The organism is Nocardia sp. NPDC056000, assembly GCF_042269265.1.
GTDB lineage: Bacteria > Actinomycetota > Actinomycetes > Mycobacteriales > Mycobacteriaceae > Nocardia.
Genome location: NZ_JBHJXS010000005.1, coordinates 554878 through 575605 on the forward strand (window position 1 = coordinate 554878; position 20728 = coordinate 575605).

The window sequence follows — 20728 nt, forward strand, 5'->3', positions numbered from 1 at the left end:
TGCTGCGCCAATGATATCGGCGCGGCTCGCCGCGTGCTGGTCGGTGTGTTCAGCCGGTGTGCTCGTCGTGGGTGTCGAGCATGGCCCAGGAGGTGGTTGCCGCCCATTCGGCAAAGGTGTGCCAGCGGACCTGAGGGTGCGCGGCGTGCAGGGCGGGCAGATCCAGGCCGAAGCCGACCTCGTCGAACCACTGGAACATGCGGGCGAGTTCGGGGTTCCAGGCCGCCAGCTCGCCCAGCGGTTGAACCACGTACGTGATAGCGCGCCCGGTGGCTGCGGATATCGCGGCTGCGGCAGCAGGGCCGGTGAGCTCGTCGGAAGCGATTTCGATGCGCTGACCGCTGAAGTCGGCAGGCTGGGTCACTAGGGCGGCGACAAACCCCGCGATATCGGCGACATCGACATAGGCCAGTGCGCGCACGGCCGGTAGCGCCATCGGGAGGAATCCAGCACGGAGCGCATTGATCACGTGCGGAGCCAGCATGACATCCATGAAGACCACCGGAGCGATGATCGTCCAGGGGACCGGCAGCCCCGCGAGGTGTGATTCGACCTCCTTCTTGCTGTCGAACCACGGGATGCCGATCTCCCGATCGGCCGCGGCGGCCGAGCTGTAGATGATATGCCCCACCCCTGCGTCGGCTACCGCGTCCAGGACCCGAATCGCGTTGTCCCGCTCCACATCCGGTCCGGATTCCGCGGGCGTGCCCATGACGTAGGTGTGGTCCGCGCCGTCGGCTGCGGCGCGGACCGCGCCCGCATCGGCGAAATCACCTGTGGCGAGCTCTATTCCGAGCCCGGCTAGGGCGACGGCCGCGGGTGTGAGCGGGTTCCGGACCAGCGCCCGAACCCGGTGGCCGTCCGCGAGCAGGCGGCGCGCGACCGCGCCACCCTGCAGGCCGGTCGCTCCGGTTACCAGAATTGTCTGCGAGGGTGTTTCCACCGGTTTGCGTGGCATATGGCTCATCGCTTTCTGCATTCGAGGAGGGTGCGCCCGGAATCGGTCCGGACCAGGGTTCGGCAGTCGAGTCCGACATCTCCTGCCAGGCAGGCGAAGTCGCCCGCACCGCGTTCGCGTCCGCCGACCAGTACCAGCATGCGCAGGTCCATTTTGGTAGCGAGCAGTTCGTCGGGTTCGTCATCGGCGAGGCGCTCGATCAGCAACAGTCGGCCGCCCTCGCCGATCGCTTCGGCACCGCGCCGCAGGATGCGACGAGCGTCTTCGTCGTTCCAGTCGTGCAGTACATGCGAGAGCAGGTAGACCTGTGCACCAGGCGGCCAAGGGTCGAAGAAGCTCGCACCGATGACACGAGCACGCTCGCGCACGCCCGCCGCGTCCAGAATCGCTTCCGCGGCGGCCACGGTATCGGGCAGGTCGACCAGCACACCACTCAGATGCGGCTGTGCGGCAAGAACATCCGCCAGCAACGCCCCGGTCCCACCACCGACGTCCGCGATCTGCTCGATTCCGGTCCAGTCGTAGGCCGCAGTGACTTCACCGAACCACGAAGCATTCTCCGCCATCAGGGTGTCGAACGAGGCGGCCAGTGCGGGCTCGGCCGACAGATGCTCCCAGAACGAGAGTCCGTGCACCCGTTCGTACGCGGGCTCGCCGGTGCGAATCGAATCGAGCAGTCCGACATAGGTGGCATCGAGCACCGCGCCCGCACCGGACAGATCGAGCCACTTATGCCTGCCCGCCGGATGATCGGCCTTGAGTAATTGCGCGCTCGGCCCCAAAGCGTACGAACCGGTATCGATCTCGCGGAATACCCCGCGCACTACGAGAAAGCGCATCAGTCGGCGCAATGCGTCCGGATCGGCACCGGCGACAATGGCGAGTTCGGGAATCGTGGTGACACCCGCACCAATGTGGTCGGCCAATCCCAGGGTGGCGGCGACCCGCATCGCCCACGGCGCGATCACATCGGTGAGGGTGGCGAAATCGGGGTGCTCGGATTGCGGCATGGACATGACCTCCGAATGGTCGAGAAGGGCTCAGATCGCCACTGCCAGCGCTGTGGCCGCCAGTGCGAGAGTCGACAGCACGGTTCTGATCTGGTGCCAGCGTCGCCACGGCAGTCGCGGATCGGCCCAATCCTGGCTCAGGGCAGCGGGGTCGACGTCACGCACCGAACTCAGCAGCGGTACATTGGCGAATTGCGAAACCATTGCGGTGCCAACCAGTAACAGCATGGCGAGTATGAATAGTGTGGTGGCCGAGCCGGTTTCACTCATCAGTGCGAGTCCGATATCGGCGATCCCGCCGATCGCGACGAGGGCGGGCATGGTCGGCTCGTAGTGCCGGTCGAACAGCTGGTGTGTCGCGACGTACTGATCCGCCGGCATGGCCAGAAATCCGGGAACGTTGGCCATGGCGACCCCGAGCAATATTCCCGCGACCAGTCCGGTGGCCACCAGAGAGATGGTGCTCAACAAGGCGATTCCCATGGCACTCACGCTGCCAGGGTGGATTTGCGTACCGCTTGACCGGCGCTCGAGGCTCTGGACAGCCGTTCAAGTCGGACTCGAGCGAGCCGCAGGATCATCGGGTCGTGAGCAGCCGAAACCTTAGCGCGACAGCGTATTTGCCTCGGCACCGCTCATGTTGACAGTGCAACCTACTCATGCTTGAGTAGTCTCGCGACGAAACGACTCTTACTTCGCCTATCGGCATATTTCCGTGTGGGGACGGATGCGTCGGGATGCGGTGGCAGACAATCGAATTCAGATGACCGAGAACACGACTACTGATTGCCGGATTTCGGATCTTCATCGGCTGGATACTCGACGGCGAGTCTGGGCAGGATGCCGTTCCGAGTGCGGCCCCGTAGCGGTGTTCGAAGTGCCGGGCTATTCGCCCGAGGCCGGAGGGGGCCTACAAATGAGGATCGACATGCTCGGCGGCCTGCGCGTGGAATCGGGAGGACAAGTCGTCACCCCGACCGCTCCGAAAGTCCGCACCCTGCTGACTTTGTTCACATTGCATGCGGGCGAGGTGATTCCGGCCAAAGTGCTGATGCGCGAACTATGGCCCGAACGCCCGCCCCGCAGCGCCCAATCCACTTTGCAAACCTATATTTGCCATTTGCGCCGCCTGGCCCGCACCGATACCGACGTCTCGGTGGTGACTTCCTCGTCCGGCTATTCCCTGCACATTCCGGCGGGTCGCGTCGACACCACTCGATTCGAGGATCTGGTCGGACGCGGCACCCGCGCACTCGATGACGGGGTTCCCGAATTGGCATCCACCGAACTGCAACACGCCCTGAAACTGTGGCGCGGTCCGATGCTGGCCGATGTGCCCACCGGACCCATGCTCGATACCCATGTGCTGCGGTTCAGCGAACGCAAACTGCACGCGCTGTCAATGCGGATCGACGCGGATCTGCGCCTGGCCCGGCACGCCAGTTTGATCGGGGAATTGGGTGCGCTCATCGCCGAACACCCACTGCACGAAGGCTTTCACATCCAATTGATGATCGCGCTGTTCCGTACTGGCCGCCGCAGCGAGGCACTGGCGGTCTTCCACCGCCTGCGCATCACCCTGGCCGAACATCTGGGCCTGGATCCCAGCGCCGAGGCCGAACGTGTGCATCAGATGATCCTGATGGCCGATGACGAACTTGGCGTACCGGATTCGGCCGCGGTGCAGATCGGTCCGCGGGTGCCCGCGCACCTGCCGCCCGATCTGGGCGCACTGGTCGGGCGCACACGCGAATTGGACACGGTGGTCCGGCATCTGGGCATCGACGCGCGAGTGGGATCAGGTCCGGTCGCAGTGCTCGTGACCGGGATGGCCGGGGTCGGCAAGACCGCGGTCGGATTGCGCGCCGCACACCAGGTCCGCGGCCGGTATCCCGATGGTCAGCTGGTCGCGGAACTGCGTATCGGCGGGCGGCCGGTGGAGACCGGGATGATCCTGGAGGGCTTCCTGCGTGCGCTCGGCTGCACCGATCCGATGCCGCGCTCGACCGCCCAGCGCATCAATATGTTTCGCAGCTGGACCGCAGCGCGATCGGTGCTGGTGGTGCTGGATGACGCCTATTCGACTGAACAGGTCCGGGCGCTATCCCCGACGGGCAGTGAGTCCGGATTGATCGTCACCAGCCGACGCCGGTTGTCCGAACTCGGGGGAGTGCACCGGATCAACCTCGAGGTGCTCTCGGTCGACAGCGCACTGGAATTGCTCGCCATGCTGGTCGGCAAAGCCCGGGTGATCGCCGAGGAGCCCGCGGCGCGCGCGGTAGTACAGCTTTGCGGCGGTTTGCCTTTGGCGTTGACCGCGGTCGGCGCCCTGTGGGAGAACTGGCCCGGATTGTCGCTCGAGTACCTGACCGAACTGCTCGCGGACGAGAGCAATCGGCTCAATCTGCTGCGCTACGGTGAATCCGATGTCGGAGCGGCCATTTCGGCCAGTCTGACCATGCTCGGCGAAACCGAACTGCGGGTCTTCGAAGCGGTGCGCACGGGTGCGCGGACCGCGACGACCGTGTGCTGCGCCCTGCAATTGCCGCGACGTGAGACCGAGGCCGCGATCGGGCGACTGGCCAATGAGCAGTTGGTGGAATGCCGGTACGGCGGCGCGGGCGATCTGCGCCTGAGTATGCATCCGGTGGTGCGGCTGTGCGTCGCGCAACCACATCCACGCCCCCGACTGGAGGTGTGCTGAGAAATCAGGTCAGCAGATTGCGCAGGGCGAGCGGAGATTCGAGCTCGCCCTTGAGCCGGCGGGAGAACATCGCGGCATCGCGACCGTTCACCAGGCGATGGTCATAGGCGATGCCCAGCTGCGTGACCGGCCGGCGCACCGGCTGGTTCGCGGGGTCCAGAACGATCTCGTCGGTGACCGCCGCGAGCGACACTGCGACCGACTGGCCGGGAAACACTATCGGGATCACGAACACCGTGTCGTGATAGGGATTGATCGATACGGTCAGCGCGCCACCCACGAGATCAGCGGAACTGAATCTCCCCTGCACCGCGCACTTTTGCAGGCGGGCCAGATCGGCGGCGAGTTCCTCGATCGGACGCCCGGCGGGATCACGGAGCACCGGAACGAACAGCCCCGCACCCGCGTCCACGGTCACCCCGATATCGGCGCCCGTGATGGTCGCGGTACGGCCATCGTGCCCGATACTGGCGAACAGCAACGGAAAGTCGTTGTGCAGCCGGGCGATCGCGCGAATCAGCAGGACGGGCAGCCCGATATCGATGCCGCGCTCGGCGCGCAGCTCCTGCCGCAAGGCCAGGGCGTTCGCCACAAGCAGCCGGGTCACGTTATAGGCGGCCGGGATGCTCTGCCACGACCGCGAGACCGACCGAGCGACCTGACGCTGGTTCAGGCTCAGTTCGATCGTGGTCGAGGTCAAATTCTCCACATCGCCGCCGCGGATCACGCGTTTGCCGAGGCCACGCAACTGCTCGTCGGTGATACCGTGCTGCTCCACCAGCGCTCGCGCGGCGTCGGTGAGCACATAGCTCGCTTTCGCAGCGGGTTCTGCTGCAGCACCGACTGTTTCACTCGCAGCCGCGAGTTGGTCCAGACGCTGCTCCTCGGAGTCGAACAGGTGCCCGATCGGCTCGCCGAACGTGATTTCGCTCGCCGCCGCGACCGCTCGCTGCAAGATCCCGTCGACATCGGCGACGATATCGACACTGGCCTTGGAGGTTTCGGCGACCGCGATCGGATCACCGGCGCGCACCAGATCACCGTCCTCGCACAGCCATTCCACGAGCGTGCAGGATTCGTCATTGGCATTGAGTACCGGGACAAAGATCTCAGCCATCGAGGCCCTTTCGAACCGCATCGACGATGCGCTGGGTGTCAATGAGAACGTTGCGCTCGAGATGCACAGCCGCGGGGATGACCCCGGAATCGGAGTGCGCCAGCACGATCGGGCGCTGTAGATTCGGCCAGCAGCGTTGATAGATCGCCTGTGCGATATCGGCGCCCCAGGTGCCACCGCCCGTACTCTCCTCTGCGACGCAGATGATGCGCGCCGAATCACAGGCCGCGGCAATGGGTTCCACATCGAATGGGTGCAGCAGCGTGGGCACGATCACCTGGCACAGCAGATCCGATTCCAGGGCCAGTCGCCGGGCGGCCTCGACCGCTCGATCGGCCATCCCGCCCGCAGCGATGAGCAAGCAGTCCAGTTCTTCGGGGTTATCGCTCATCGTGATCCTGGTGTGCCCCAAGGGCCCCGCGAGCAACTCGGCGTGGAAGAGCTCATCGATCGGACCGGGACCGGCCATGCGCCGGGTGTACAGGACCTTGTCCTCCACCACGAGTGCGGGTCCACCGGTCTCCAGTACCGCGCGCAGCACCTCGAGGGTGTCCCGGTAGGCGTTGATCTCCACGATTCTCAGATCCGGGATGCCCAGGAAATGCTTCTGCGGACTCTGACTGTGCGTCGGTCCGTAGCCTCGGCCGCCGCCGACGGGTAGCCGGATCAGCACCCGCATGGGCAGGCGCGCACCGTACATCGAGGTTGATTTGGCCGTCATATTGAGCACCTGGTCGAAGGCGAGGCCCGCGAAATCGGCGAACATGATCTCCACGATCACCGTATTGCCTTGCAGCGCCAGCCCATTCGCGACCCCCACCAGGGCGTTCTCTGAGATGGGAGTGCTGATCACCCGTTCCGGGTAAGCGGAGGACAGGCCCTTGGTCGCCTTGAACGCGCCACCGTAGGGGTCGCTGACGTCCTCGCCGAGCAGATAGACGCCGGCGACGGCCAGCAACGCCCGCAGTGCGGCGTTCAAGTTCTCGATTACGCGGTGTGCCCGGTCCATATCGCCTCCCCGCTCGCGAGCGGTCGTGCGCCGATGTCCTTGACCACCAATGCGATCCGCTCGGATTGGCAGGTGTCGGCGACGTCGTACTGTGCGCCATGACGGTCGCGATAGTGCACGGTCCAGTCCCGGGCCAGCAGCGCTTCGAGCTCGCTGGGGGAGCGGGTGTCATCGCCCTTGCTGTGCGGACCGAGTCGAAAGGTGTCGAATTCGACCACCGCGGGCCCACCTCCGCCGCGCACGGCATCGACGAGCGAGGCGAGCTCGACCCGGATGGCCTCGACATCGCATCCGTGGATTTTCCGGTGTGGCACACCGAAAGCGGCGGAGCGGGCAGCCACGGTGCCTGCCATATGCACGCGGGTCGGTGTGCTCTGGGCGATGCCGTTGTTCTCGACCACGATCAGCAACGGCACCTGCCACAGTGCGGCCATATTCAACGCCTCATAGACCGCGCCCTCCCCCCAGGTGCCGTCGCCGGTGTACACCACGGCGATGCGCCGTCCGGGCGTGTTCCGCATATGCAATGCGATTCCCGTTGCGAGCGTGACGTTTTCACCCTGTATCCCGGTGGACAGGAAGGTCGGCCGGTACAGATGCTGACTGCCGCCGACCCCGCCGCACAGCGCCCCGGCCCGCCCCATGATCTCGGCCAGCAGCCCTTCGGGATCATCGAAGCGGGCCAGATAGTGGCCGTGGCCGCGGTGATTGCTCAGCACCACGTCGTCGGGGTGCAACAGCCCCGAAACCGCCACCGGCACATATTCCTGGCCCAAGCAGGTGTGCGTGGTGCCGTGCAGCGCACCGGCGGCGAACAGGTCCAGCAAAGCCAATTCGAAATGCCGAATCAGCAACATGCGCAACAGATCCTGCTCCTGCGGCCGGGTAAGCACGGCGTTCACGCGGTCTCCGCCGGCGCCAACGGCATGGGCAACGGCGCGACCCGGCGCACGATATCCGGTCGCGCGACCGCGCGCAGATACTGCTTCAACTCGGGTCCGGCGTTGCGATGGGCGTCGCTGCGCTGGAAGTCCAGGTAGCCTTCCTCGTCGACCCAGTCGGTGATCAGCAGATAGCACCCGATCTCGGCGTCGTACGCCAGGCACTGATCGAGATTGGCCGGATGCGCTCGCGCGGCCGCACCCATGGCGTCCCAGGCGCGTTCGAATCCGGCACGCTGGTCGCGGGCGACATCGAAACGCAGGATCTTGCGGAACCCGGCCGGGGCGGCGGTGGCGGTGGGAGACCACGAGTAGAAGACGCGGGCTTGGGAATCGCCCATGGTCGGCGCGCTCGCCTCATAGGGCGCCAGATATCGGGCGAGCCCGCTGTCCAGCATGCGCAGCCGCGGATCGTCCCGGTGGGCGCGCACATTCGCCACCATGTCCCGGTCGGCTTCCACCAGATGGAAGTACAGGTCGTGGAAGTGGAACAGCGTGCGCCTGGTGACGCCTATGGCCCCGGGCAACCGGGTGCGATCGTGCGCATCGAACAGCGCCGTGACATCGGGGATGTGCGCGGTGGCCATGCGGCGCACAAAGAGAGCTCGAAACACCTTGGCGCTCCTGTTCTTCGGGCGATGGTGGGCGAGATCGAGCCTCGCGCAGGCGGCTCGAGCAGGTGTTCACGACCGCTCGAGCCGTGCCTTGCTGACCGCTCGAGGGCTGCTCAAGCAGCTCATTCGACGATCGGTGCATGAGCAATCAGGTCACCGGGGCGGCGCGCTACCGGATCGATCGCACCGAGGTGCGGGCGACCATCCGCCAGGGCGGGGAGATTCGAATCCTGTTGAGCCCGCGCACAGTTGGTTCCACTTCGGGGTTCAACGGCACCCTGACGCTGCTGCCCGGCGAGTTCGTCGCCGCCCAGCGACACCCCTACTCGGACAAGTTCATCTACCTGATCAGCGGGAAACTCGAGCTCACCGTCGACGGTGAGCCGGTGCCGCTGTTGCCTGGGCAGGCCCTGTTCGTACCCCGCGATACCGCCCACCGCTTCGTGAATCACGGTCCCGAGGTGGCGCAGGCGGTGTTCTCGGTCGCCCCGCTCGCACCGAGCCCGGAGCTCGGGCATGTGGACCTCGAGCCGGTTCCCCATCCGGCGGAACCGTTGCCCCATGTCGGCGATAAAGCCGCGACACCCGATGCGGGAGTGCGGTAATGGCCAGGCGGGTGGTGATCACCGGGATCGGCATGATCGTGCCGGGCGGGATCGGCACCAAGGACGCGTGGCGGGTACTGACCTCGGGGCAATCCGCTATCCGGCGCATCACGTTCTTCGATCCCGGTCCCTACCGGTCCCAGATCGCGGCCGAATGTGATTTCACCCCGGCGGATCACGGTCTCACCGCGCGGGAGATCCGGCGCATGGACCGCGCCACGCAATTCGCGGTGGTGTGCGCTCGCGAAGCGCTGGCCGATTCCGGCTTGGTCGCCGCGGAATTCACCCCCGAACGCACCGCTGTGGCCCTGGGCAGCGCGGTCGGGGCCACCATGGGACTCGAACAGGAATACGCGGTGGTCAGCAATGAGGGCCGTGACTGGCTGGTCGACGGCGCGTACGCGGTCCCGCACCTGTTCGGACATTTCGTGCCCAGCACCCTCGCGGCCGAAGTCGCCTGGGCGGTCGGGGCCGAAGGTCCGGTCGCGCTGATCTCCACCGGTTGCACCTCGGGCTTGGATTCGGTCGGCTACGCCGCAGATCTCATTCGTGAGGGATCCGCCGACATCGTCATCACCGGCGCGACCGATGCCCCGATCTCGCCGATCACCTCGGCCTGCTTCGACGCCATCCACGCCACCTCACCAAATAACGAGCACCCCGACATCGCCTCTCGCCCTTTCGATGCCGAACGAGACGGGTTCGTACTTGGGGAGGGGTCGGCGGTGCTGATCCTGGAAGAACTCGAGGCCGCGCACGCACGTGGCGCGCACATGTACGCGGAGTTGATCGGATTCGCCTCGCGCGCCAACGCCTATCACATGACCGGCCTCAAAGCCGACGGGCGCGAAATGTCCGAGGCGATCGACGCGGCCATGCGCGAGGCGCGCATCGATCCGTCGCAGGTGAGCTACGTGAACGCGCACGGGTCGAGCACCAAGCAGAACGATCGCCATGAAACCGGGGCGTTCAAACGGAGTTTGGGCGCGCACGCCTACCAGGTACCGATCAGTTCTCTCAAATCGATGGTGGGCCATTCCCTCGGCGCGATCGGTTCGATCGAGCTGGCGGCCTGCGCGCTGGCGATCGAGCACGGTCTGGTGCCGCCCACCGCGAATCTGCACACTCCCGATCCCGAATGCGATCTGGACTATGTGCCGTGCGTGGCCCGAGAAAGCGCGCTCGAGGTGGTGCTCAGTGTGGGCAGCGGATTCGGCGGTTTCCAATCCGCGGCTCTGCTGGCCCGACCGGGGCGGCAATCATGAGCACCGGAAAACGCACGGGTGCACCGCAATTCACCGGAATGGGAATCGTCGCGCCCACCGGGCTCGACATCGAGTCGTACTGGTCCTCGACGCTGGCCGGGCGCAATGCCCTCGCACCCATCAAGGCCTTCGACGCCACCCGGTATCCAACCGTCCTGGCGGGTGAGGTTCCCGATTTCGATCCCTCGGGATTGCCGAATCGGCTACTGCCGCAAACCGATCGCATGACCCGCATGGCCCTGGTCGCCGCCGGGGAGGCCCTTGCCGATGCCCGGCTCGATCCCGCCGCGGTGCCCGATTTCGAGATGTCGGTGGTGACCGCGAGCCATTCTGGCGGATTCGAATTCGGCCAGCGCGAGCTCGAACACCTGTGGAGCCGCGGACCCGCGCATGTGAGCGCCTATCAGTCGTTCGCGTGGTTCTACGCGGTGAACACCGGTCAGATATCGATCCGGCATGGTCTGCGGGGACAGAACGGGGTGGTGGTCACCGAGGGTGCAGGCGGTCTGGACGCGCTCGGACAGGCCCGCCGCGTGCTGCGCCGCGATTCGCGGATCGTATTGACCGGCGCCACAGACGGTTCGCTGTGCCCGTGGGGGTGGGTCGCCCAGATCGCCAACCGCAAGATGAGCGTTCGGCACGATCCCGCCCGAGCGTATCTGCCGTTCGATGCCGACGCGAACGGCTACCTGCCGGGGGAGGGCGGTGCGATCCTGCTGCTCGAGACCGCAGCTGCGGCCCAGGCGCGCGGCGCGCGCAGCTACGGCGAATTGTCTGGCTACGCTGCGACATTCGATCCGCCGGCGGGTTCGGATCGCCCGGGTGGGTTGCGCCGCGCAATCGATCTGGCGCTCGCCGACGCACACGTGGGCCCCACCGCGGTCGATGTCGTGTTCGCCGACGGTGCGGGCATCCCGAACCTGGACGCCACCGAGGCGGCGGCCATCCGTGCAGTCTTCGGGCCGTACGGCGTCCCGGTGACGGTGCCGAAATCCGGTACCGGACGCCTGTATTCGGGCGCCGCACCGCTGGATACGGCCGCCGCACTGCTGAGCATCCGCGATCAGGTGATCCCGCCGACGGTCAATGTCACCGACCTCGCCGACGGCATCGAACTCGATCTCGTCACCGCAGCTCCCAGACCAGCGCGAATCCGCACGGTCCTGGTGCTCGCGCGCGGCTTCGGAGGTTTCAATTCGGCCGTGGTGCTCACGGCCGCACAGTCCGGAAAGGGAACCGATGGCTGAATTCACCCGAACCGATCTCAATCGGCTGCTACGTCAGGGGGCGGGCGTCGACGAGGCGGTCGACCTCGATGGCGACGTGCTGGACACCCCCTTCGACGAACTGGGATACGACTCGCTCGCCTTACTCGAACTGGCGAGCCGGCTCAAAACCGAGTTCGGCATCACGATCCCGGACGCGGAGCTGATCGAGATGAAAACCCCGCGCATCGCCGTCCAGGTGGCAAATTCGTATCTGGTGGAGGCCTGAGATGGCCGGGCACACCGACAACTCCGTAATCATCGACGCGCCAATGGATCTGGTCTGGGAGATGACCAACGATCTGACGTCCTGGCCGCAGCTGTTCAGTGAATACGCCGCCGTGGAAGTCCTCGAACGGCACGAGCACACCTTCGTGTTCCGACTGACCATGCACCCCGATGAGCTGGGACGCGTGTGGACCTGGGTCTCGGAACGGACCCTGGACGCCGCGGCCCGCACCGTGCGCGCTCACCGGATCGAGACCGGGCCGTTCGAGTACATGAAACTCGCGTGGTCCTACACCCAGGAAAGCGACGGCGTGCGCATGCGCTGGGTGCAGGACTTCACCATGAAGTCCGGCGCGCACACCGACGACGTGGGCATGACCGAGCACCTCAATACCACCACCCGCAAGGAGCAGGCCCGGATCAAGGGACTGGTCGAGAAAGCCGCCTTGGAGAACGAAGCCGCTGCGGCGGAGCCGGATTCGGTGGGATTCCCCGACGACCCGCATGCGCAGCGACTGCTACTGCTCGGTGGCGGGGCGCGAGTGGCCGCGATCGTACGCGCGCTGGGCGGTCTGGGCGTGGCCGATCTGCTCGCCGAGGGCCCGCGCACCGTCGTGGACTTGGCGACCGCGGTGGATGTCGATCCCGACGCCTTGGCTCGGGTGCTGCGTGCGGCCGCCGCGGTCGGCATCTTCGCCGAGTTGCCCGGCGGCAGAGTCGGTCTCACCCCACTGGCAGAGGGCCTGCGTTCGCACGGGCCACAGAGCATCGCTTCCTACGTCCAGTACAGCGGCGCGCGGTTCGTGCACCGGCCGTACGAGCAGCTGCAAGAGAGCATCCGCACCGGTAAGCCCGCGACCACCCAGGCCCTGGGGTCCGGGCTCTGGGATTATCTGGCGGCCAATCCTTCCGACGCCGAGCTGTTCGATACCAATATGGCGGGCATGAGCGCGCGGCTCAGCAGAGTGTTCGCCGACCGCATCGCAGCGGAGCGATTTCCCACCATCGCCGATATCGGCGGTGGGACAGGCGATTTCCTGGTCACGCTACTGCTACGCAACCCTGGGGCGCGGGGTGTACTGGTCGAACGTCCGCACGTACTGGCTGCTGCCGCGCCGTATATCGCCGCCGCCGGCATGAGTGATCGCATCGAATGTGTTGCCGCGGACTTCATGACCGACGAGCTCCCGCGCGGCTGTGACGCCTATGTCCTGCGGACCGTCCTGCACAACTGGTCCGACCCCGATGCCGCTACGGTCCTGCGCCGAGTGCGCGAATCCATAGGCAACGGGCGGCTTTTCGTCTGCGAGCAGGTCCTGAGCGAGGCGCCCGGCTGGGACCACGCCAAATTCCTGGATGTGGACATGCTGGTGCTGTTCGGCGGACGCGAACGCACGTTGCGCGAATGGAATCGGCTACTGAACTCGGCAGGCTTCGAACTGGTTCAACATCCCGGCAAACCCGGCTGGGCCGTCCTGGAATGCGCGGCCACCGCGTGATCAACGAGAAAGCGAGAAGGCCATGACCGAGATCATGCCCGACCGGACCCATGCGGCCCGTCCCGTCTACGACGGCATCGTGACCCCCTGGCTGACCGTCTCGGACCTGCGGCGGTCCATCGAGTGGTACCAATCGAACCTCGGCCTCGAGGTGCTGTTCCGCGCCGACGAGATCGGCTGGTGCGAACTGTCCACCGATACCGAGAACGTCGCCGTCGGACTATGGCAGGCCGACAGCGGATTCGGGCGCGGCGGGGCCATGCTGACCTTCGGCGTACGCGACCTCATCGCAGAAAAGGCCAGGCTGCAGGCACGCGGCGTGGAGTTCGGGCAACCGGCGTGGATGTACGAGGGACTGGTCGCGATGGAGACCTTCTTCGATCCCGACGGCAACCCCATCATGTTCTGCCAGGTCCTGCACGAACCACGGAACTGACCACCCCGCAACGGATCTGGAAGGAGACACCCATGCGCGAGGTCAGAGTACCGGTGCTGATCGCCGGTGGCGGCCCGGTCGGTTTATCGGCCGCACTATTTCTCGCCCGCCTGCACGTGCCGGTCATGCTGGTCGAACGGCGGGCCACCACCTCGCCACTGCCTCGTGCCACCGGCGTGCACGCCCGCAGTATGGAACTGTTCCGGTCCGCCGGGATAGCCGAGGCGGTGCAGGCGGCTGGACTGCGCCTGGTCGGCAAGAACGGGAGCCGCTCCGGGGTGCCCGATGACCGGCCCGAGATTCCGCGCATCATCCTGCGCACGCGCTCGCTCGCGGATCTGGGCAACGCGGTCATCACCGAGAGTGGCGACGAATTCGCGGCAGATCTGAGTCCCTGCGATCCGGTGTGGTGTGGACAGGACCTGCTCGAACCGGTGCTGCGCGCGGGCGCGGAGAGCGCGGGCGCAGATGTGCGGTTCTCCGCCGAACTCCTCGAGGTCGAGCAGAGCCTCGACGAGGTCGTCGCGATTGTTGCCGATCGCGCCACCGGCGAGAGCTATCGGGTGCGGGCCGACTATCTGATCGCCGCGGATGGGGTCGGCAGTGGCCTGCGCGACCGCCTCGGGATCGAGCGCACCGGACACGGGCTGCTCGAACACATGGTGAGCGTGCTGTTCCACGCCGATCTGACCGAGGTCACCGGCGGCAGGCGATTCATTCTTGCCTTGATCGTCGGACCGCTTACCGGTGTGGCGGTTTGCCTGGACGGGCGAGATCGCTGGATGTTCTGGACCGGACTCGATGAACTCGTCGACAGCAATGGCTCGGTGGTCATCGATGACGAAACCGCCCTGAAGTTCGTCCGCCAGGCCATCGGCCGCGACGATGTCCCGATCGAACTCGAAGGCGTATTTCCTTGGGATTCGGCGCATTTGATCGCGGAGCGGTTCAGGTCCGGGCGAGTGTTCTTGGCGGGTGACGCCGCACATACCCATCCGCCTCACGGCGGGTTCGGCGCCAACGCCGGCATGCAGGACGCACACAATCTGGCCTGGAAACTGGCCGCAGTCCTGCATGGCTGGGCGGGAGAGTCGCTACTGGAAACCTATGCCGCCGAGCGACTTCCGGTCGATCACGCGGTCGCCGATCAGGCGCTGCTGCGCGAGCGATTCCGGGCAACCGCACATGAGCAGAACGGTTTTCGTGACTTCCCGACCGTGATCGTCGGCTACCGATACACCTCGGCGGCGGTCATCGACGACGGCGGTCCCGCGACCGAGGTCATGCCCGAGCAGCTAGACCTTACCGGTCGCCCGGGCACCCGGATTCCGCACCTGTGGCTCGAGCAACGCGGCGTCCGCATCTCCACGCTCGATCTGTGCACCGATTCGATGACCCTGCTGACCGGGGCCGACGGCGCACCCTGGCTGGCCGCGGCGATCGATATCGGAATTCCCCTGCATGCCTTCGGCATCGGCGCCGATGGTGAGCTGACCGATCCGAGCGGGCAGTGGCCCGCGTCCTGCGGCATCACACCTGCGGGCGCGCTGCTGGTGCGACCGGACGGCTTCATCGCATGGCGCTCGCCCACGGCGGTCACCGACCCCCACGCAACCCTGCGCGACGCGCTCGCGCACCTGCTCGGACACCCCGCAGCGCTGCCCACCGCCCGCTGACCACGCGTCGGCGACCCGATACGGAAGAGGGAATGATGTCGAATCTCACCGAGAAGTCAGATCGTGCCGAACCCGCCACCGCCACAACCGAACCCGAGGTGACGCCGATGGAGGCGGCCGCCGAGGTGCGCCGGCTCGGACAGGGCATTTGGGTCAGCAGCATCCTGCAAACCGCGGCTCAATTACGGCTTGCCGACTGCATCGAGGATGAGCCGATGCCGGTCGAGGAATTGGCGGCCAAAGCCGGGGTGGACGAACACGCGCTGATCCGCCTGTTACGGGCACTGGCAGCGCACGGGGTCTTCGCCGACGTCGGCGGGCAACGCTACCGCCACACCGAGTACTCGCGCGCGCTGCGGGTGGACAACCCGCACAGCGTCCGCAGCCTGCTGCTCCTGGCCGCCTCGGAGTGGAATTGGGCGGTGTGGCAGAACCTTCCGGGCAACGTCACCACCGGCAACGCAGCGTTCACCGAACACTACGGCAAGGATCTGTATCGCTACTTCGCCGAGGACGATCCGGGCGCGGGCGCGGTCTTCGACGAATCGATGTCCGAGGCGGGCAAATGGTCCTCGATACCCATCGCCCGCATGCTCGATCTCACCGATGTCCGCGTCATCGCCGATGTCGGCGGTGGTCAGGGCGGGCTGCTGCGCACGGTCCTCGAGCGTAATCCGCTACTGGGCGGGGTGCTGATCGACCGGGATCAGGTTGTGGCGCAAGCCGATCCGGTGCTCTTGGCCGGGCAACTCGCCGATCGCACCCAGGTGATCGCGGCCGATATCCGCCTCGAGGTGCCTGCGAGCGCGGATCTGTATCTGCTGCGGCAGGTCATGCATATCTGGGATGACGAAACCTGTGTCCGCATTCTGCGCAACTGCGTCGATCGGGCGGTGCCCGGCGCACGCGTGGTCATGATCGAACACGTGCTTTCCGATGGGCCCCAGCCGAATTCACCGTTCAGCACCCTCATCGATCTGGTGATGATGTTGATCGGTTCGGGTCGTGAGCGCACGACCGAGGAGTTCGCCGAACTGGCGCAGCAGGCCGGACTGGAATTCCTCGGGGTTCGGCGCGGCGCGATGCCGTTCGGATTGATCGAAACCAAACTGCCGGGCTGAGATTCAGGCGATGTCCGCGGACGGTCAGTGCTCGTCCGCGGCGTCCTTGGTGTCCTTGTGCTCGGCCTCGTCCGCGAGCAGCTTGTCCAGATGATCGAGCAGTTCGGCATGCCACTTCAGCTCGGCCTCGATCCGAAGTTCGATGTGCCGGAACGTCATTCGCTCCATACCGTGAATATGCGGTTCAGCCACCCGCTGCTGCTGCCGCCACGAGGACTGCAGCGTCTCATAGGCGAGTTTGCGTTCCTCGAGGTAGGCCCGCAGGTCCTCTTCGGGCATATCGAACGTGTTCTGCATGGCCAGGTCGACCGGGTCGGGTCGCACGCGTGCGGTGCGCAGGGCCTCGTCGCGGTGGGCGATCAGCTCGTTGCGGCCGGCATCGGTGATTCGGTAGACGGTCCGTGCCGGGAAGTTGCCCTCCTGCTCGGTGCGGACGGCCTCGATCAGATCCTCGGCGGCCATTCGGTGCAGCGCGCCGTAGAGCGAACCCGGTTTGACGTCACTCCAGAGGTCCATGCGGTCGAGTTCCGCGGCCCGTCTGATCTGGTGACCGTGCATCGGGCCGCCTTTGGCCAGAGCTCCGAGAACGAAGATCCGAACGCTGTTCACGCGACTAGTAAAGCATGAGTAGCCGCAGGCGAGCAAAGGTTGCCGGACCCGTATTTCGCATGCGGCCACTCTCGGATGACTAGATCTGCACAAGTACTCGCGTATGAGTAGTCTGAGGTGACATCGACAGGTGATCACCAGGGAGGACATCGTGACGACTCGAAGACAGCTATTGGCCGCCATGGCCGAGGTGGGGGTGCTGCTGGGCGTGAACGCCGTTGTCACCAGTTGCAGTACAGGCACTCCCAAGAGGGCGGTGCAGCAGGCGGGGGTCGGTGATGGAGAGTGGACGCCGCCGCGTTCACCACCCAAGACCAGTCCCGGAGTCAGTCGATTTACGCTGCCATTCAGGCGTCCGCCGGAACTGCGGCCCACCCGCGACGACCCGTCGGGCACCTACTACGACCTGGCGCAACAGGCGGGCACCGCGGAGATCATTCCCGGTCTGCGCACACCGATTTGGGGATACGGGGGCACCTTTCCCGGTCCCACCGTCATCGGGCGATCGGATCGACCGGTCATCATCCGCCATCGCAATGAGCTGCGGGTGCCGGTGTCGGTGCATCTGCACGGCGGGCGCACCCCCGCTACCTCGGACGGGTATCCGACCGATCTCATCGCGCCCGGCGGCAGCCGTGAATACACCTATCCGCAGGGCCAGCGCGCGGCCACGCTCTGGTATCACGATCACCGCGTGGACTTCACCGCACCGCAGGTGCATATGGGCCTGGCCGGATTCCATCTCATTCGCGACGATGTCGATGACGCACTGCCACTGCCCAAGGGAGACAAGGACATTCCCGTCCTGCTCACGGATCGGCTTTTCGAGGCCGATGGCGCGATGTTCTACCCGTCGGTGGATCCGAGCCTGAGCAAACCGGGCATCTATCCATGGGCGATGAACGGTTTCTACGGTGACACCATGCTGGTGAACGGGGTGCCGTGGCCGCTGCTGCAGGTCTCGGCGACCAAGTATCGGTTCCGGATTCTCAATGCCTCCAATGCCAGGATCTACGAGCTCAAACTCGATCCCGCACCCCCCGGCGGCGTGCATTTCGTGCAGGTCGGCAGTGACGGCGGACTGCTCGCCGGGCCGGTATCGCAGGATCGGCTGGTGATCTCCCCGGCCGAAAGATTCGACGTCATCATCGATTTCGCCGCCTACCCGGTGGGGACCCGGGTCGTGATGGCCAACAGTTGGGCCGACAAGCCCGTCATCGATCAGGTCATGGCCTTCGATGTGGTGCGCACCGAACCCGAGCGCAGCAGCGTTCCCGCGGTGCTGTCCACCCCGGACATGCCCGACCCGAACGCTGCGGTCAAAACGCGCAAATTCGAGGTCAAACGCCGTTCGGACGGGATGTGGGGGATCAACGGCGATATGTTCGACGAGCACCGGATCAGTGCCGATCCCAAGCTGGGTACCACCGAGATCTGGGAATTCACCAGTGACGTAAGGCATCCCATGCATCTGCACCTCGTGCACTTCGCGGTGCTCTCGCGCTCGTATCCCGCGCTCGGTCCGTTCGACGCGGGACTGAAGGACACCGTGCATGTGCGGCCGGGGGAGACCGTGCGGGTCGCGGCCAGGTTCGACGGCTGGCCCGGTAAGTACGTCTTCCACTGCCACAACCTCGAGCACGAGGACATGATGATGATGGCCAACTTCCAGGTCACTCCCTGAATTCACCCCCGCGAGGGTTGTTCGCGGGCATTCACTCGTGCTGTACTAGTCGTACGCGAGTAGTCGTACAAGACTAAATTTCGGAGGCATGATGACCTGGCAGGAGTCCGCCACCTCGGGTGGCGGCACACAAGAGATCGACGCAACACGATGGCGGCAACTAGCGGTCGCCATGGCCGGAGCCTTCCTGATCCTGTTGGACAGCACGATCGTCAATGTCGCCGTGCCGTCCATCCAGCGCGATTTCGGCAGCGAGTACAGCGCCGTGGAATGGGTGGTCACCGCGTACGCGCTGGCCTACGGCGTACTACTGATTCCCGGTGGCCGCCTCGGCGACCGCTTCGGGCACAAAACCCTGTTCATGATCTCTGTCGCGGGCTTCGCGATCGCCTCGATCCTGTGCGGCACAGCGCAATCGGTGGGCCAGCTGATCGCCTGGCAGGTGGTGCTCGGCGCGATGGCAGGGTTGATGAATCCGCAGATTTTGGCGGTCATTCAGACCGCGTTCCCATGGCAGGAACGCGGTAAGGCGTACGCCATCTACGGCGCGGTGAGCGGTTTCGCGACCGCGGTCGCTCCGCTGCTGGCGGGCCTGCTCATCCAGTGGAATATCGGCGACTACCAGTGGCGGCCGATCTTCCTGGTGAACGTGCCGATCGCGATCGTGGCGTTGGCGGCCGCGGCGCGAATCATGCGGCCCACCAAGGGTCGTGGCGGTTCGCTCGACCCACTGGGGATTGTGATGATCGCTGTGACGGTCTTCCTGATCGGCTTCCCACTCATCGAGGGTCAGAGCCAGGATTGGCCGGTCTGGATCTTCGTGATGTTGGCGGCCGCGGTGCCGCTGCTGATCGCGTTCGTGGTGTGGGAGCAGCGGCGCGGTAAGTCCGGGCATGAGCCGCTCATCGATATCGGCATGTTCCGCAATCGCGCGTTCAGCGCGGGCGTGGGGATCGGCTTCGCCTATTTCGCCGGTTTCATCAGCCTGTGGTTCATCCTGTCGGTCTATCTGCAATCAGGTCTGCAGCGTTCGGCATTGACCGCGGGCTTGATCCTGTTGCCGTTCGCGCTGGGCACGCTGTTCGGCTCGATGTTCTCGGACAAGGCGCACACCAAGCTCGGCAAATGGGTGATGTCGATGGGGCTGGGCGTCGTAATGGTCGGTCTCGCAGGGATTCTCGGCACCGCGATCTGGGTGGGCCCCACCATGTCCGGCTGGGAACTCACCCCGTGGCTGCTCATCGCCGGCATCGGTTCGGGCCTGGTGATCGCCCCGAACGTCGATGTGGTGATGAGCGGTGTCGGCTGGTCCGACGCGGGCTCGGCGGCCGGTGTCCTCAATGTCGCGCAGCGCCTGGGCAGCGCGCTGGGCATCGCCCTGGCTGCGGTCGCGTTCTTCGGCATTCTCAAAAGCGCGTCAGTCGATTCGGCCGAACATGAAGCGCCGCAACTGCGTTCGGAGCTGATCGCCACCCAGATGCTCGGCACCGATGCCGATGTCGACGCCGCAGTGCAACGCTTCGTGGATTGCTATGACAAGCGATCGCACGCCAAGAACTGGACCGACGAAGTCCCCGGCTGTCCACTGCAGGCCACCGAAGACCCCGTCGGAACCGCCTTCGCCAGCGCCATCGACCGCACCGTCAAACGCAACTTCACCACCGCCCTGATGGGCGGCACCGGAGTTTCACTCGGCCTGGTCACCATGGCGTTCCTGCTCGTGTTCGCCCTGCCCGCACGCAAACCCGAAGGTGCGGACGGTTCTTGGGGCGATAACGCGGGGGAATGGACCGGCAATGCCGGGGGAGGCGAATGGAGTGGCGGCACCGGCGGCGGTGAATGGACCGGCTCCGCGGCCGAATCCGGTGACGAGACCACCCGCTGGACCGCGCCACCCCGCTGAATCCCGCTACACCCCAACCCCTTCGACCACCCGAATACCCCACGGACCCCTCCGCTCCCCCCAAGGGCATCCGTGGGGCTCGGC

Annotated in this window: 19 protein-coding genes; 11 read left to right on the plus strand and 8 right to left on the minus strand. The window is 65.8% G+C overall.

Going from position 1 to position 20728, the window contains the following annotated elements; all coding sequences use genetic code 11:
• Window positions 1-49: 49 nt before the first annotated feature.
• The 3 genes from ACFC4D_RS18370 to ACFC4D_RS18380 are packed head-to-tail and all read right to left on the minus strand — an operon-like array spanning window position 50 to window position 2451.
• Complete coding sequence (locus ACFC4D_RS18370) at window positions 50-979, minus strand: NmrA family NAD(P)-binding protein (RefSeq protein WP_376064809.1); 930 nt, start codon at window positions 977-979, stop codon at window positions 50-52.
• A complete protein-coding gene (locus ACFC4D_RS18375; RefSeq protein WP_376064811.1) occupies window positions 964-1968 on the minus strand; it encodes a methyltransferase in 1005 nt (334 codons plus the stop codon). The genes ACFC4D_RS18370 and ACFC4D_RS18375 overlap by 16 nt, the downstream gene beginning before the upstream one ends.
• 30 nt (window positions 1969-1998) lie before the next feature.
• On the minus strand, window positions 1999-2451 hold the full coding sequence (locus ACFC4D_RS18380) for an anthrone oxygenase family protein (RefSeq protein ID WP_376064813.1): 453 nt from the start codon (window positions 2449-2451) through the stop codon (window positions 1999-2001).
• A 433-nt stretch (window positions 2452-2884) separates the two neighbouring features.
• Between ACFC4D_RS18380 and ACFC4D_RS18385 the strand changes: the two genes are divergently transcribed.
• On the plus strand, window positions 2885-4672 hold the full coding sequence (locus tag ACFC4D_RS18385; protein WP_376064814.1) for a BTAD domain-containing putative transcriptional regulator: 1788 nt from the start codon (window positions 2885-2887) through the stop codon (window positions 4670-4672).
• A gap of 4 nt (window positions 4673-4676) precedes the next feature.
• Here the strand turns inward: ACFC4D_RS18385 and ACFC4D_RS18390 are convergent, their stop codons facing one another.
• From ACFC4D_RS18390 to ACFC4D_RS18405, 4 genes are read right to left on the minus strand one after another with little or no spacing between them, the layout of a single operon-like run.
• Window positions 4677-5789 carry a 2-oxo acid dehydrogenase subunit E2 gene (locus tag ACFC4D_RS18390; protein ID WP_376064817.1) on the minus strand — a complete coding sequence of 371 codons (1113 nt, stop codon included), beginning with the start codon at window positions 5787-5789 and terminating at the stop codon, window positions 4677-4679.
• Window positions 5782-6798 carry an alpha-ketoacid dehydrogenase subunit beta gene (locus ACFC4D_RS18395; protein ID WP_376064821.1) on the minus strand — a complete coding sequence of 339 codons (1017 nt, stop codon included), beginning with the start codon at window positions 6796-6798 and terminating at the stop codon, window positions 5782-5784. The genes ACFC4D_RS18390 and ACFC4D_RS18395 overlap by 8 nt, the downstream gene beginning before the upstream one ends.
• Complete coding sequence (locus tag ACFC4D_RS18400) at window positions 6777-7700, minus strand: thiamine pyrophosphate-dependent dehydrogenase E1 component subunit alpha (RefSeq protein WP_376064822.1); 924 nt, start codon at window positions 7698-7700, stop codon at window positions 6777-6779. Before ACFC4D_RS18400 ends, ACFC4D_RS18395 begins: the two co-directional genes overlap by 22 nt.
• Window positions 7697-8353 carry a TcmI family type II polyketide cyclase gene (locus ACFC4D_RS18405; RefSeq protein ID WP_376064823.1) on the minus strand — a complete coding sequence of 219 codons (657 nt, stop codon included), beginning with the start codon at window positions 8351-8353 and terminating at the stop codon, window positions 7697-7699. The genes ACFC4D_RS18400 and ACFC4D_RS18405 overlap by 4 nt, the downstream gene beginning before the upstream one ends.
• A gap of 140 nt (window positions 8354-8493) precedes the next feature.
• Here ACFC4D_RS18405 and ACFC4D_RS18410 point away from each other — a divergent pair, with 140 nt between their 5' ends.
• The 8 genes from ACFC4D_RS18410 to ACFC4D_RS18445 are packed head-to-tail and all read left to right on the plus strand — an operon-like array spanning window position 8494 to window position 16448.
• Entirely contained in the window at window positions 8494-8958 is a 465-nt protein-coding gene (locus ACFC4D_RS18410; protein ID WP_376064825.1) for a cupin domain-containing protein, read from the plus strand.
• Window positions 8958-10223, plus strand: a complete 1266-nt coding sequence (locus ACFC4D_RS18415; protein ID WP_376064827.1) for a beta-ketoacyl-[acyl-carrier-protein] synthase family protein — start codon at window positions 8958-8960, stop codon at window positions 10221-10223. The genes ACFC4D_RS18410 and ACFC4D_RS18415 overlap by 1 nt, the downstream gene beginning before the upstream one ends.
• Complete coding sequence (locus ACFC4D_RS18420; RefSeq protein ID WP_376064829.1) at window positions 10220-11470, plus strand: ketosynthase chain-length factor; 1251 nt, start codon at window positions 10220-10222, stop codon at window positions 11468-11470. Before ACFC4D_RS18415 ends, ACFC4D_RS18420 begins: the two co-directional genes overlap by 4 nt.
• Entirely contained in the window at window positions 11463-11717 is a 255-nt protein-coding gene (locus tag ACFC4D_RS18425; RefSeq protein WP_375958458.1) for an acyl carrier protein, read from the plus strand. The genes ACFC4D_RS18420 and ACFC4D_RS18425 overlap by 8 nt, the downstream gene beginning before the upstream one ends.
• Window position 11718: 1 nt before the next feature.
• Window positions 11719-13215 carry a methyltransferase gene (locus ACFC4D_RS18430; protein WP_375958456.1) on the plus strand — a complete coding sequence of 499 codons (1497 nt, stop codon included), beginning with the start codon at window positions 11719-11721 and terminating at the stop codon, window positions 13213-13215.
• A 22-nt stretch (window positions 13216-13237) separates the two neighbouring features.
• A complete protein-coding gene (locus tag ACFC4D_RS18435; protein ID WP_375958454.1) occupies window positions 13238-13651 on the plus strand; it encodes a VOC family protein in 414 nt (137 codons plus the stop codon).
• A 32-nt stretch (window positions 13652-13683) separates the two neighbouring features.
• Window positions 13684-15327, plus strand: a complete 1644-nt coding sequence (locus tag ACFC4D_RS18440) for an FAD-dependent monooxygenase (protein WP_376064831.1) — start codon at window positions 13684-13686, stop codon at window positions 15325-15327.
• Between the two features lie 35 nt (window positions 15328-15362).
• Window positions 15363-16448 carry a methyltransferase gene (locus ACFC4D_RS18445; protein WP_375958450.1) on the plus strand — a complete coding sequence of 362 codons (1086 nt, stop codon included), beginning with the start codon at window positions 15363-15365 and terminating at the stop codon, window positions 16446-16448.
• Between the two features lie 24 nt (window positions 16449-16472).
• On the opposite strand, the gene ACFC4D_RS18450 is transcribed toward ACFC4D_RS18445, so the two are convergent.
• The gene (locus ACFC4D_RS18450; RefSeq protein WP_375958448.1) at window positions 16473-17057 is read right to left on the minus strand and encodes a PadR family transcriptional regulator; all 585 of its coding nucleotides are present in this window, start codon (window positions 17055-17057) and stop codon (window positions 16473-16475) included.
• 151 nt (window positions 17058-17208) lie between these two features.
• On the opposite strand from ACFC4D_RS18450, the gene ACFC4D_RS18455 reads away from it, so the two are divergent.
• Both ACFC4D_RS18455 and ACFC4D_RS18460 read left to right on the plus strand, forming a co-directional pair.
• The gene (locus ACFC4D_RS18455; protein WP_376064834.1) at window positions 17209-18741 is read left to right on the plus strand and encodes a multicopper oxidase family protein; all 1533 of its coding nucleotides are present in this window, start codon (window positions 17209-17211) and stop codon (window positions 18739-18741) included.
• Window positions 18742-18829: 88 nt separating this feature from the next.
• Window positions 18830-20644 (plus strand): MFS transporter, encoded by a 1815-nt coding sequence (locus ACFC4D_RS18460; RefSeq protein ID WP_376064835.1) that lies wholly within the window; start codon window positions 18830-18832, stop codon window positions 20642-20644.
• The last annotated feature ends 84 nt before the right edge of the window (window positions 20645-20728 follow it).

Excerpts from the sequence above, each read along its gene's own strand:
- ACFC4D_RS18370 (WP_376064809.1), bottom strand. The coding sequence starts at position 979 with ATGCAGAAAGCGATGAGCCATATGCCACGCAAACCGGTGGAAACACCC.
- ACFC4D_RS18375 (WP_376064811.1), bottom strand. The coding sequence starts at position 1,968 with ATGCCGCAATCCGAGCACCCCGATTTCGCCACCCTCACCGATGTGATC.
- ACFC4D_RS18380 (WP_376064813.1), bottom strand. The coding sequence starts at position 2,451 with ATGGGAATCGCCTTGTTGAGCACCATCTCTCTGGTGGCCACCGGACTG.
- ACFC4D_RS18385 (WP_376064814.1), top strand. The coding sequence starts at position 2,885 with ATGAGGATCGACATGCTCGGCGGCCTGCGCGTGGAATCGGGAGGACAA.
- ACFC4D_RS18390 (WP_376064817.1), bottom strand. The coding sequence starts at position 5,789 with ATGGCTGAGATCTTTGTCCCGGTACTCAATGCCAATGACGAATCCTGC.
- ACFC4D_RS18395 (WP_376064821.1), bottom strand. The coding sequence starts at position 6,798 with ATGGACCGGGCACACCGCGTAATCGAGAACTTGAACGCCGCACTGCGG.
- ACFC4D_RS18410 (WP_376064825.1), top strand. The coding sequence starts at position 8,494 with ATGAGCAATCAGGTCACCGGGGCGGCGCGCTACCGGATCGATCGCACC.
- ACFC4D_RS18415 (WP_376064827.1), top strand. The coding sequence starts at position 8,958 with ATGGCCAGGCGGGTGGTGATCACCGGGATCGGCATGATCGTGCCGGGC.
- ACFC4D_RS18420 (WP_376064829.1), top strand. The coding sequence starts at position 10,220 with ATGAGCACCGGAAAACGCACGGGTGCACCGCAATTCACCGGAATGGGA.
- ACFC4D_RS18425 (WP_375958458.1), top strand. The coding sequence starts at position 11,463 with ATGGCTGAATTCACCCGAACCGATCTCAATCGGCTGCTACGTCAGGGG.
- ACFC4D_RS18430 (WP_375958456.1), top strand. The coding sequence starts at position 11,719 with ATGGCCGGGCACACCGACAACTCCGTAATCATCGACGCGCCAATGGAT.
- ACFC4D_RS18435 (WP_375958454.1), top strand. The coding sequence starts at position 13,238 with ATGACCGAGATCATGCCCGACCGGACCCATGCGGCCCGTCCCGTCTAC.
- ACFC4D_RS18440 (WP_376064831.1), top strand. The coding sequence starts at position 13,684 with ATGCGCGAGGTCAGAGTACCGGTGCTGATCGCCGGTGGCGGCCCGGTC.
- ACFC4D_RS18445 (WP_375958450.1), top strand. The coding sequence starts at position 15,363 with ATGTCGAATCTCACCGAGAAGTCAGATCGTGCCGAACCCGCCACCGCC.
- ACFC4D_RS18460 (WP_376064835.1), top strand. The coding sequence starts at position 18,830 with ATGATGACCTGGCAGGAGTCCGCCACCTCGGGTGGCGGCACACAAGAG.